Genomic DNA, 11,831 nt, shown 5'->3' on the forward strand with positions numbered 1-11,831 from the left:
TCGCGATCAGAGTCGCTTGGCCATCCAGCGGTGTGGCTGCACCGCGTCCTCGTAATCGACATCGCTGATCTGCGTATAGCCCTGCTTGGATGCCCGAGCAGGATCTGCTGACGATCCTCGAAGCTGGTCACTGGGCGCCTTCCTCGTTTAACCATCAGCCCTGGCGGTTCGTCTACGCGCTGCGTGGTTCGGAGCAATGGGATATATTCTTGCGTCTGCTGATCGAGTTTAACCGGAGTTGGGTGAAGTCCKCCGCCGCTCTGTTATATGTCGTTTCGCGTACTCATTCCGGCGCGCTGGGTTCGGCCGAACAGACGCCGATTTACAGCCACTCCTTCGACGCCGACGCTGCGTGGGCTTTGGTCGCATTGCAAGCTCATCTGTCTGGCTATGAAGCGCACGGCATGACCGGCGTTGATTTCGACGACGCGCCAGAAGTCCTCGGCGTTCCAGACGGTTTCCGCGTCGAATGCGCCGTCGCCATCGGCAAGATCGGCGACAAGAGCCAGCTGCCCGAGGGGTTGCGTGAACGCGAAGTACCAAGCCCGCGCAAGCCGCTCGCGAATGTGGCGTTCAATGGGACTTTTGTAGCGAAGTAAGGCAAGTACTCGCTTCTCTCTTCAGGGACAAGGTGCTCCTGAGTGGGTCTAATGGGGGGCGGTGCGTCCGACCGCATGTCCGGACGCCGAGGCGGCTCGCCTCATCAGTCTGCGAGTTCTGGGGCCGTCTCTTTCAGCCGAAAGACCCGCCGCACGGAGTTCAGGAACACGCCATACGGACGGCCCAATGACACCATCATGATCGCGGCTGCGAAGGCCCCGAAGACGAGATCGAGACCTTGTGCGCCACTGAAGAAAATGATGCTGGCATACACCGGAGTTTGGAAGGACAAAAGCGCGGCGCTATCCCATAGGGACTGGGAAAAGGGGTTATCGTTTGCGCGTCGCATCAGAAAGTCTCGCCACAGCCCGTAAGGCCGGCCGCTCGGTATCATGACGGCGGTTCCGAGCAGGCGTGCGTGAAGAACCTGCTCCCAGGTCATACCGACCACATAACGTTCGTTCACGACGCCCGTGACCGTGAAGAAAATGAACAACGCCAGAGTATCAGCGGCAAAGGATCGAGCAGCCTGTAGCTTATTGGTCATTACATGTGGTCCCTGCGGTCCCCCGCCATGGGAAGGTCCGCTCTTGTTGCTGAGGACATGTGCGAGCGCGACATCGTTGATCAGGTCAATTTTGGGGAACGACGCGCCGTCAGTGAAGATCCCTGGCGCATCCTAGGGTTCCAAACCGCCGATGCAGGTGTACTTGACATCAAAATAGTCACTGAGGCCCTGCCAGCCGCCTTCGCGGCCGAGACCCGATTCCTTCATTCCGCCAAAGGGTGCTTMCACCGTGGTTATCAGGCTCTCATTGATCCCCACCATGCCGTATTCCAAACGTTCGGCGACACGATAGGCCCTGGCCAAGTTTTGAGTGTAGAAATATCCTGCCAGCCCAAATTCCGTATCATTGGCAAGCGCGATTGCTTCTTCTTCTTCCGTGAAGCGGAAGACCGGCGCAACAGGGCCAAAAATCTCCTCCTTCATGACGCGCATATCGACGCGAGCGTCTCGAACGACTGTGGGTTCGAAGAACAGGCCGCCCATCGAATGGCGGTGACCGCCTGTCGCAACCGTTGCGCCCTTTGTCGTGGCGTCCTGCAGCAATTCCTCGACTTTGCGCACGGCGTGTTCATCGATCAGCGGTCCCTGTTCCACTCCAGGCTCCGTCCCCGATCCAACCCGAAGACGTGAGACCTTTGAGGCAAAACGGTCGATGAACGCATCGTAGATGCCCGACTGAACGATAATGCGGTTCGTGCAAACGCAGGTTTGACCCGCATTGCGGAACTTGGAAAAAAGGGCCCCTTCGACGGCGCGGTCGAGATCGGCGTCATCGAACACGATGAAAGGGGCATTCCCGCCGAGCTCCATCGACACTTTCTTGACAGTCGAAGCTGCCTTCTCCAGCAGGATCTTTCCAACGGCTGTTGAACCCGTGAAAGTGATCTTCTTCACCAACGGATGGCTGCACAGTTCATCGCCGATCGGACCCGGTGCTCCAGTGACGATGTTTACGACACCTGCCGGAATGCCAACTAGCTCGGCCAAGACGCCCCAGGCGAGCGCTGAGTATGGTGTCTGCGACGCTGGCTTCACAACGGTTGTGCATCCGGCGGCGATTGCCGGCGCGACCTTTCTTGCAAGCATCGACGACGGAAAATTCCACGGTGTGATCGCCGCGACAACGCCCACCGGCTGCAAGGTCACTGTGATCCGTCGGCGCCTCCACGGGCTTGGAACAACTTCGCCGTAAGCTCGACGCGCCTCTTCGGCATACCATTTCACATAAGCTGCCGACTGCGCGACCTCGGTCAACGCTTCGGCAAGTGGCTTGCCTTGCTCTGCCGTCAGGATTTGCGCGAGCACATCCCGGTTGTCCATCAGGGCATCATGGAGCTTGTTCAGCATGGTGGCGCGCTCAAGCGCCGTCGTCTCCCTGAAGGTCCCAAACGCCGTGTGAGCTGCTTCGATTGCGCGCTTAGTTTCTGTCGCACCGGCGTCGGGCACGTGGCCGATCGCCTTGCCGGTAGCCGGGTTAGTCACTTCGAAAACTGCGCCAGAGTCGGAGCCGATCCATTCGCCCCCGATGAAATTGGCTTCGCGTTTAAACGTGCTGATATCTCTTTGCATCGCTCTTCCTGTCGGCTTCGATAATGCTCGTCCGGCGGCAAACTCAGGATGGATCGCATTTTTTATGCGGTTCGCTCGCCATCACTGGCAGCATCAAATATTCCGCTTGCCAAGTTTGAAAGATCCAGTTCCTAATGAAATAGGAACCAGTCCGGGGGAGTGTTCATCGTGACCAACACCGCGCCACGCGCTGCCGACCCACTGCTGGTTTGGGAGCATCTGCTTGCCAAGCCCGTCAAGAGCCGCGGCTCGCTCACGATGCAGTTGGTCGCCTCCATGATCGATGCCATTGACACCAAGCAGATACCGGAGGGCGTGCGCTTGCCCTCCAGTCGTGCCATCGCCGACTTACTGAACATCGGCCGCAACACGGCGATTGCCGCCATCAATGCCCTCGTTGAACAGGGGTACCTGGTAACCAGGGATCGTTCCGGAATTTTCGTGGCAAGCAGCGGCGCGGCACCAAGGACTCCCGCCGGCGACGAGCCTATCGAAGCGTTCGATTGGAGTGCACGGCTTGGTCTGACGGAGACTGCAAACAGCTCAGCAAGTAGTGCCGAACCCGCGGCGATGGCCTATAATTTCAAATATGGCCAGTTTGATCTGAGCACATTCCCGACCAACCACTGGCGGCAGTGCGAGCGCAGTGCATCCGGCGTCACCGAGATCGCCGAATGGGGCCGTGATGCCTTCGACAGAGACGATTTCAGTCTTGTCGAGAGCTTGCGCCGGCATGTGCTGCCCAATCACGGGATTTGGGCAGAACTTGACGAGATCCTGGTGACCCTCGGCGGACAGGAGGGCCGCTATCTCGTGGCCCAGCTTCTCAGCAAGAACGGCGTGACCGTGGGCTATGAAAATCCGGGGCTGCCCGACATCAAGGCGATCCTCGCGACGACATCCGCACGGCAGGTCCCCCTGCCCGTCGACGAGGATGGGGTCTGTCTTTCAGCGGAACTCAAACAATGTGATGTCGCCTTCGTCATGCCTGGACACCACTGCCCGACAACGGCTGTCATGTCGACTGAACGTCGCAAAGCTCTCCTTGAGCTTGCAAAGCGCAGGGACATGGTCCTGGTCGAAGATACCTATGAAACGGAGCTGCTCAGCTACGGGAAAACCGCGCCTTCCGTGAAGAGCATCGACACCGAAGGCCGCGTCATTCACATCGGCAGCCTCTCGAAATCAGTGGCGCCTGGACTTCGCGTCGGCTTCGTTGTTGCCTCGCCGCTCGTCATCCGAGAACTCCGTTCGATCCGACGGCTCGTGCATCGCCACCCGCCTGGCAACATCCAGCGTGCGGTGGCGATGTTCATCGATCGCGGCTATTACCACTCCTATATTCGCCAGATCTCCAAAACGAGCGCTGACCGCGCCAGCATCTTTGCGCGTTCCGTCGCCCGCTGGCTGCCGGATGCAAAGGTAAGCCATTGCCAAGGGGCGGCGTCGTTCTGGATCGAACTGCCGAGCGAGATCGACGCCACGGCGCTATGCGCAGACATGGCGATGCAGAGCGTGTTGATCGAATCCGGCGAGCGGTTTTTCTTCGACCAGAGCCGGCGGAACTACCTGCGGATGGCCGTGTCACAGATACCGACGGAGAAGATAGATCCGGGAATTGAAAAGGTCGCCCGGTCTATTCGCCGCGCCTACGGCGTGGCCTGGCGCGCAGGAAGTTGAAGTCGCAGCCGTCTTCGGCCTGCAGCACTTCATCGAAGTAAAGCTTGGCATAGCCGCGCTCGACATGGACATGGGAGGGAGCCGACCAACTTGAACGACGATCGTCGAGTTCGGCGCCGTTAACCAGAAGCTCAATGCTCCCCTTCTCCACGTCAAGATGGATGAGGTCACCGTCTCGTACCAGCCCAAGTGGCCCTCCGACGGCGGCTTCAGGGGAAATGTGCAGGACGATCGCGCCAAATGCCGTCCCGCTCATGCGGGCGTCGGAAATTCTGACCATGTCCTTGACGCCGGCTGCGGCCAGCTTGCGAGGGATCGGGATATAACCCGCCTCCGGCATGCCCGGCGCGCCCTTCGGGCCTGCGTTCTGCAATACAAGGACATCATCGGCATTGACATCGAGGTCAGGCGCATCGATCCGGTCAGCCATATCCGCCAGTGACGTGAAGACGACCGCGCGTCCAGTATGTTTCAAGAGACCAGGGCTGGCCGCCGCCTGTTTGATGACTGCGCCATTTGGGGCAAGGTTGCCGCGTAGCAGCCGGATGCCGCCGCCAGAATGGATCGGATTGTCCACGGGGCGGACGACGTCGTTGGGAAAGGGCGCCGGCTGGTCCTTGAGGTTGTCTCCAAGTGTTTTGCCGCTGATGGTCAGGCACTCCTTGTCGATGAGGTGATCGATCTCGCGCAGGATGGCGGTCAGGCCGCCCGCTTTGAACAGATCCTCCATGTAGTGCTGGCCCGATGGCTTGAGGTCGACAAGCACCGGCGTTTCCGTTCCAAGCCGGTCCAATTCGCGAAGATCAAGATCGAAGCCAAGCCGGCCGGCAATTGCTGCAAGATGGACGACCCCATTCGTGGACCCGCCAACCGCCTGCAGGACGCGTAACGCGTTGGTCATCGATCGTTTCGTCATTACCTGCGATGGGCGCAGTTCTTCCGCGGCAAGCGCGACAGCACGCTCCCCGGTTGCTTCGGCATGGCGCAGCCGATCGGCGTGGACGGCCGGGATCGCCGCCCCCCCAGGCAGCATCATGCCCATCGCTTCGCTGACAAGCGCCATGGTGCTTGCCGTTCCCATCACCATGCAGGTCCCAGGACCAGGCGCGAGCTTGTTGCTGATATCCTCGATCTCGGCTTCGTCGATCGTCCCGGCGCGGTGTTGGCCCCACAGGCGCCGGCAGTCGGTGCAAGCGCCGAGGCGCTCGCCCTTGTGGCTGCCGGTTATCATCGGACCGGTCACGGTGAGGATAGCCGGCAGGTCGACGCTGGCTGCGCCCATGAGCAGCGCTGGGACAGTCTTGTCGCATCCGCCGATCAGGACGACGGCGTCCATCGGCTGGGCGCGCACCATTTCCTCCACGTCCATCGCCATGAGGTTGCGCAAGAACATGCTGGTCGGGTTCGAGAAGGCCTCATGAATGGAGACGACCGGGAACTCTACCGGCAGGCCGCCGGCGAGCATTACCCCGCGTTTGATCGCCTCGATGATGTCCGGCACGGATCGATGGCAGGCGTTATATCCGGAAAACGTATTGGTGATGCCGATGATCGGCCGCTGCAGGGCGCTGTCTGTATAACCCATCGCCTTGATGAAGGCCTTGCGCAGGAAGAGCGAAAAACCCGCATCGCCATAGTTCGCAAGACCGCGTTTCATTCCCTTCGGTTCGTCGGACACTTTAAGCTCCTTACCCGCCTGCGTCAGGCTATCTGGTATGTCTTGTACCGGTCGATTGCGATGTCGATCTCGTGCGGCTGCATCATCACCACCTCGCCGGCTTGCCTTGCCTGGATGTACTGCCGGCACAAGATCTCCAGTCGAAGCGCCAGATTGAATGTCTTGCGGAGTGACGAGCCGTGGCTGATCATGCCGTGGTTACCGAGCAGGCAGGAGTTTCTGCCCTGAAGTGCTTCGACCGCAGCCAGACCGAGCTCGGGTGAACCATAAGTGACGTAAGGGGTGCATTTCACGTTGCTGCCACCGAAAGCCGCTATCATGTAGTGGAACGGCGGAAGCGGCTTGTTCGTGCATGAGACCGCGACGCAATTGTCGGAATGGGTGTGAACGACCGCTTGCGTAGCGGGTGCTGAGGCATAGATCGCCGCATGCATCGACCACTCGCTCGATGGTTTGCCGCCCTCAGGGCAGGTTCCATCAAAATTGCAGAAGATGAAGTGTTCGGGCGCGATCTTGTCTGCCGACGCACCGGTCGGCGAAATCAACATGCCATCGCCATGACGCACGCTGATATTGCCCGACGCCAGGAAGATCAGGCCTGATCGGTCCAGTTCCTTGTAGACTTCGGTAAGTTCTTGTCGTTTCTCCTGCTCGGATGCCATCTGAGTTCCTCCTTGAAATAAGACGCGACGAAACGATCGCCGGTGGCGTCGCTCGAAAAACGGTTTTGACGTGTCGTCAGGCTGGAGCGCAGCCGAACGTGTGGGGATTTGGCCCGGCCGTCTGGCCGCAAGCCGGGCAGCGATGGGCAGAGAAAATACCAGCCTGCCACGCTGCATAAGCGGGGTGCAGGCTTTCGACGTCGCCAAGCCGCACGAGCGCGGCCTGCCGCAATTCCTCGGCATAGGTGCGCGCCGCGGTCGTGACCGCCCTCTCATCGAACGCGGTAATCACGCCGTTGCGTAGCAGCCAGCGGCCGTCGACCATGAGCGAATTGACGTTGCGCGGGTCGGCGTGCGAGACCAGAGCGTTGATCGTCAGAGGCGCCGTCGCCAATCCGTAGCTCTCGAAATCCAGGACAAGCACGTCGGCGGCACGGCCAGGCTCTAGCGCCCCAAGCGCCCGTTTGCTCCCAAGGGCACCGGCACCAACGGTCGTTGCCGATGCAAGTACGTCCTCGGGCCTGATCCATGTTTCGTAGTCGGATCCGGGATCGCGACCCGATACGAGCATGTGGCGCATGATCTCAAAGAGATCATGCCGACCTCCGGTATTCGAGCAGTCCGTTCCCAATGCGATCTTCACGCCCGCCTTGAGGTCATCTCTGACCCGCTTGCGACCGGAACCAAGCATCGCGTTGCTGAGCGGGTTGAAAGACACCGTGGAACCTGCCGCCGCGATGCGCTCTCGGTCACGGTCATCGATCCAGATTCCGTGGGCCAACGAGAGGCGTTCGTGCAGCAGCCCTGCATCCGCGAGAGCCTTGGTCAATCCCTGCGGCCAGAGCTCAGACGCAGCTTTGGCTTGCGGCAGCGTTTCCAGAAAATGTGTGTGACTGCCGATATCGAGATCGTCCTGTAGATCTTTCCAGAGATCCCATAGCTCCTGCGAGCACCGTTGGGGTGCGTTCGGACCCGCAAGAAGGGAGATACGTCCATCGCCATCGGAGCCGATCAGGTCGGCGATCCGTTCATAGGCTGCACGGATCTCCTGCGGCCGCTTCGGCGCGAGCGGTGCGATCTTTTGCACGACGTCCCTGTCGAGGGGGATATCGAGGATGTCCTCGTCCCAAAGATCCACGAAGAACGGGGCAAAGGCGACCCGCAGCCCCGACTGGACATGGGCATCGATCGCTGAAGCTGCCCGGTGGGTTTGCGGAAAATGGTCAATGAACCCCCCGATGCCGTTGCGGATCATCTCTATATCGGTCAGGAGCGCCGCGTAATGGACCGCCTCCTGCGTCGAGCCGCGGCCGTAATTGATCGCGTAATAGGACCAGAGCTCCAGGGGAAGCGAATTCTCGGTGCCTCTCAACAAGGTCGAGTTTGAGTGGACATGGCAGTCCACCAGTGGCGGMAGGAGAAGCTTGCCGCCAACATCGACCACTTCATCGGAACTTTGAGCCGCAGCCTCCGCGTCTGTTGGCGTGAAGACGGCCTCGATCTCAACTCCCTTGATCAGGAGACCGCCTTCTTGGATCTTTGCGCCTGGCCCGCTCCACACGGTGCCGCCCTTTAGGCAAAGGCGCTTTTGCCGTATCATCGGGGAACCGCCGGCTCGGCGAAACGATCGCKGATCATCGCCGGAGCATAAACGCCGACGGCCGTGGCAATGGCCGAAACGAGTCTGGGCGGGGTGACGTCGAAAGCGGGATACCAGCCCCTTGCAAGCGGGGTCGCGGTGCGCATTCCCAAGCAATGCAACGTTTCGTTGCCATCGCGTTCTTCCATCCGCACATCCGAGGGCGTTGACGCTTTCGCATCGGGGAAGCGCACCATTGCCACAAAGGGAAGGCTGAAATTGTTTGCGGCAATCGCCAGCTGCAGGGTCCCGACCTTGTTGATCACGTGACCAGAGAGCGTAACGCGATCTGCCGCCGTCATCAGCTTGTTGACGAGGCCCTGATCCATCGCATGGGCGGCCATGTTGTCGGTGATGACCGTAGCCTCGATCCCCATTTCGGCCACGCTATGGGCCGTCAGCCGAGAGCCCTGCAGATAGGGGCGTGTCTCCGTGCAATAAACTTTGATCTTCTTCCCCGCTTGCAACGCTGATGCCAGCGCATCGACGATCCCGGATTCTCCCCAGCAATGCGTGAGGATCGAATCGCCGTCGTCGATCATCTTCGCGGCATTCTCGCCGAGATCACGGCTATATTGGTGCTGGCGGGCCCAGGCCTGGCGAGCCATTTCCTCCATCGTTTGTCCGAGATCGGGCTGCCCAACGACCGCCTCGGCTTCCCTCAGAAGAAGACCGATCACATCGCGGATGTTATTGTTGGTGGGCCGCGTCTTGAGAAGTCGGGCGGCCGCATGCGACAATAAGCTTTTTCGGTCCTCCACGTTGGCGAGCTTCGCTGCCTCGCGCGCCGCCAGCACGAATCCCGCACTCGCTGCGAAGAATGGGCCGCTGCTTTGCGTCACCATCTGTTCGATGGCCACGGCAACATCTTCGTAAGTCCGGCAGTCGACATACTCGGTCTTCAAAGGAAACACGCGACGGTCGAGGATCCTTACGAATTCGTCTTCAAGCAACACGCTTTTGGTTATAAGCGTCGGCATAGTGATCGGCATGACCATCACCATCTCCCTATCCAGTAATGTTCGTTAAGTACTTCGCGCGATTACAAATCGCTGCTGATGATATTTCGGCGTTCGGAGGCTTTGGCCTTCTTGTCCCAGTTTGTCAGGCGCAGGATAGCTTCCGCCGCAGTTTCGCACGCTCTTGCAACGCCGCCATTCTCACCCCACACACCGGTGATGCGGTTGGCAATGACGGAACAAATCGACCCGGCGCGGAAGCCATGCAGCCTCGAAAGGGTCAGCAATGCAGCTGTCTCCATCTCGAAGTTCAGCACGCCTGCGCGCTTCATCTCTTCCAGGATCCTTTCGCCCTCAAGCGACATAAAGTCGTTATACGCGGGCCTGCCTTGGCCTGCAAAGAAGGATCCGCTTGTTGCACCCGTCCCAACCCGGTAGGAAAATCCTTTATCCACGGCTGCATCAACAAGCGAGAAGGTGACTTCATGCGAAGCGGCCGCGGGATATTCATTGCGCACGTAAAAGTGCGTTGTTCCGTCTAACCGCACCGACGCATCGTTGATGATCAGCGAACYGGGTGCAATGTCTTCGCGAAGCGTGCCACAGGTCCCAACGCGAATGAAGGTGTCGATACCAAGAAGAAAGAGATCGCCAAGAATGATGTCCAGCGACGGAGCGCCCATCATCGTCGATACCGCACCGATGCGCGCGCCCTTATAGACACCTGACGCTGCGCGGTATCCTCTTGGAAGGCTGATAACTTTGGCTTCGTCCCACTGGCTTGCCATGAGGTCGACACGGTCGGGGTCGCCTGGAAGCAGCACATAACGCGGAAGATCCAAAGTCTTGAGAGCGGTAATTCGGCGGCGATCGCCAGAGTTTGCGGTAGCAATTTCAGGATTCGGTTTGTTCATGGTCTTGTCCATTGATTGAGTGGCCAGGCCTCAGGTCGCGCGCCACTTGACGACATACTTTTCAAGCAGCGTGACCGCTCCGAAGAGAGATAGCGCCAATGCCGACGACACTGCGATTGATGCGTAGAGGATCTCGGTGCGGTAATCGAAGGTGGACTGGATGATCAGCATACCGATGCCCCTCTCGGCACCGACCCATTCGCTGACAATTGCGCCGATCACGCAGCTGGTTGCTGCAATCTTAAGGGCGGTGAACACGAATGGCAGAGAGCGGGGCAGACGGAGGCGGAAGAAGATTTCGGTTCGGCTTGCAGACAAGATCTTCATCAATTCCATCTCAGAGTGAGAGACCGATTCCAGGCCGCGCAGAGTATTCACTAGCGTCGGAAACATGCAGATGATGGCAGCGATCGCGACCTTTGATGTCATGGTCAAGCCGAAGACAAGGATCAGCACGGGAGACAGCGCGATGATCGGAATCGTGTTGAACAGAACGACCACAGGGAAATAGATGCTGCGGATCAAGCGACTGTGCACGAACATGGTTGCGAGGAGAAAGCCGATGGTGTTACCGACCGCGAAACCCGCCAATGCCTCAGCAGCAGTTGGACGAATGTTGTCCCAAAGCAGGGCCTTTTGATCCCAAAGAGCGTGAGCCACGGTTAAGGGATCGGGAGCAATAAACGGCTTTACCTCGAAGCCGGTGATGATTGCCTGCCAAAGGGCGATGAGGGAAATCAGGCCGATCAGCGGCCATGCCCATGTCAATGAGTTCTTCAATGATGATCTCCTGAGCCATGTGCCTTTTCCAGGACGGTGCGGAGGCGCGAGGTAATCTGGAAAAATTCAGTTGAAGTGCGATCAATGGTGTTGTTCGGCTTGCAATCGTCAAGATCGATTTCTTCGACGATTCTGCCCGGATGAGCACCCATGACCACCACGGTTTCGCCGAGCAGTGCGGCCTCCGTCAGGCTATGTGTGACGAAAACAACCGTTGTGCCGGTTTCCCGCCAGATCTTGAGAAGCTCATCGTTCAAGCCATCGCGGGTGATCTCGTCCAATGCCCCGAACGGTTCGTCCATCAAAAGAATTTCGGGCTGCGTTACCAATGCCCGCGCGATTGCCACACGCTGGCGCTGTCCCCCCGAAAGTTGCCAAGGGTATGCATTTTCACGGCCTTTCAGGCCGACCATGGCGAGGAGCTCGCGCGGATCGCGGGAGGGCCTCTTCAAGCGCGACCAGCCGCCGACCTGAAGCGGCAATGACACGTTTTCAAGAGCCGTACGCCAGGGAAGAAGAGTTGACTCCTGGAATACGAATGAGAACCGCCGCTTCTGGCGGGCCTCTTTCGGACTTGCGCCGAACACCTCGATTTTGCCGTTCGTGCTATCGAGGAGGTCTGCGATGTTGCGCAACAGGGTGGATTTTCCACAGCCTGACGGCCCGATCAGCACGATGAACCGACCTGCGTCAGCGTTCAAGGTGACGTCTTGGAAAGCGCAGACCTGTCCAAAAGACATCGAGAGGTCTGCGATGTCTATCGCTTGCTTGGTTGTCATGTT

General features: G+C 59.2%; 11 protein-coding genes. 2 read left to right on the forward strand and 9 right to left on the reverse strand.

The window, feature by feature from the left end; all coding sequences use genetic code 11:
• The first annotated feature begins 89 nt into the window (after nucleotides 1-89).
• Nucleotides 90-599 (forward strand): nitroreductase family protein, encoded by a 510-nt coding sequence (locus tag AC1DNW_RS12580; protein ID WP_477852883.1) that lies wholly within the window; start codon nucleotides 90-92, stop codon nucleotides 597-599.
• A gap of 104 nt (nucleotides 600-703) precedes the next feature.
• On the opposite strand, the gene alaE is transcribed toward AC1DNW_RS12580, so the two are convergent.
• A complete protein-coding gene (gene alaE, locus AC1DNW_RS12585) occupies nucleotides 704-1,147 on the reverse strand; it encodes an L-alanine exporter AlaE (protein WP_477852885.1) in 444 nt (147 codons plus the stop codon).
• A gap of 132 nt (nucleotides 1,148-1,279) precedes the next feature.
• Nucleotides 1,280-2,737, reverse strand: coding sequence for an NAD-dependent succinate-semialdehyde dehydrogenase (locus tag AC1DNW_RS12590; RefSeq protein ID WP_477852886.1), 1,458 nt, complete (start codon nucleotides 2,735-2,737; stop codon nucleotides 1,280-1,282).
• Nucleotides 2,738-2,905: 168 nt separating this feature from the next.
• On the opposite strand from AC1DNW_RS12590, the gene AC1DNW_RS12595 reads away from it, so the two are divergent.
• Nucleotides 2,906-4,417: an aminotransferase-like domain-containing protein gene (locus tag AC1DNW_RS12595; RefSeq protein WP_477852888.1), complete on the forward strand. Its 1,512-nt coding sequence runs from the start codon at nucleotides 2,906-2,908 to the stop codon at nucleotides 4,415-4,417.
• Here the strand turns inward: AC1DNW_RS12595 and AC1DNW_RS12600 are convergent.
• From AC1DNW_RS12600 to AC1DNW_RS12630, 7 genes are all read right to left on the reverse strand, one after another.
• Nucleotides 4,374-6,074 carry an IlvD/Edd family dehydratase gene (locus AC1DNW_RS12600; RefSeq protein ID WP_477853125.1) on the reverse strand — a complete coding sequence of 567 codons (1,701 nt, stop codon included), beginning with the start codon at nucleotides 6,072-6,074 and terminating at the stop codon, nucleotides 4,374-4,376. The two genes, AC1DNW_RS12595 and AC1DNW_RS12600, sit on opposite strands and share 44 nt — an antisense overlap.
• Before the next feature lie 44 nt (nucleotides 6,075-6,118).
• Nucleotides 6,119-6,757: a class II aldolase/adducin family protein gene (locus AC1DNW_RS12605; RefSeq protein ID WP_477852890.1), complete on the reverse strand. Its 639-nt coding sequence runs from the start codon at nucleotides 6,755-6,757 to the stop codon at nucleotides 6,119-6,121.
• A 76-nt stretch (nucleotides 6,758-6,833) separates the two neighbouring features.
• Entirely contained in the window at nucleotides 6,834-8,357 is a 1,524-nt protein-coding gene (locus tag AC1DNW_RS12610; protein WP_477852892.1) for an amidohydrolase family protein, read from the reverse strand.
• On the reverse strand, nucleotides 8,354-9,394 hold the full coding sequence (locus tag AC1DNW_RS12615) for a s-methyl-5-thioribose-1-phosphate isomerase (protein WP_477852894.1): 1,041 nt from the start codon (nucleotides 9,392-9,394) through the stop codon (nucleotides 8,354-8,356). Before AC1DNW_RS12615 ends, AC1DNW_RS12610 begins: the two co-directional genes overlap by 4 nt.
• A 44-nt stretch (nucleotides 9,395-9,438) precedes the next feature.
• Complete coding sequence (locus AC1DNW_RS12620) at nucleotides 9,439-10,269, reverse strand: nucleoside phosphorylase (RefSeq protein ID WP_477852896.1); 831 nt, start codon at nucleotides 10,267-10,269, stop codon at nucleotides 9,439-9,441.
• A gap of 30 nt (nucleotides 10,270-10,299) precedes the next feature.
• A complete protein-coding gene (locus AC1DNW_RS12625; protein WP_477852898.1) occupies nucleotides 10,300-11,049 on the reverse strand; it encodes an ABC transporter permease in 750 nt (249 codons plus the stop codon).
• Nucleotides 11,046-11,828 carry an ABC transporter ATP-binding protein gene (locus AC1DNW_RS12630; protein ID WP_477852899.1) on the reverse strand — a complete coding sequence of 261 codons (783 nt, stop codon included), beginning with the start codon at nucleotides 11,826-11,828 and terminating at the stop codon, nucleotides 11,046-11,048. Before AC1DNW_RS12630 ends, AC1DNW_RS12625 begins: the two co-directional genes overlap by 4 nt.
• Between the last annotated feature and the right edge of the window lie 3 nt (nucleotides 11,829-11,831).

The organism is Rhizobium sp. 05L429 (genome assembly GCF_056397645.1).

What these genes read in the sequence shown, in the direction of transcription:
- AC1DNW_RS12630 (WP_477852899.1), bottom strand. Translation starts at nt 11,828, where the DNA reads ATGACAACCAAGCAAGCGATAGACATCGCAGACCTCTCGATGTCTTTT.
- AC1DNW_RS12605 (WP_477852890.1), bottom strand. Translation starts at nt 6,757, where the DNA reads ATGGCATCCGAGCAGGAGAAACGACAAGAACTTACCGAAGTCTACAAG.
- alaE (WP_477852885.1), bottom strand. Translation starts at nt 1,147, where the DNA reads ATGACCAATAAGCTACAGGCTGCTCGATCCTTTGCCGCTGATACTCTG.
- AC1DNW_RS12600 (WP_477853125.1), bottom strand. Translation starts at nt 6,074, where the DNA reads ATGAAACGCGGTCTTGCGAACTATGGCGATGCGGGTTTTTCGCTCTTC.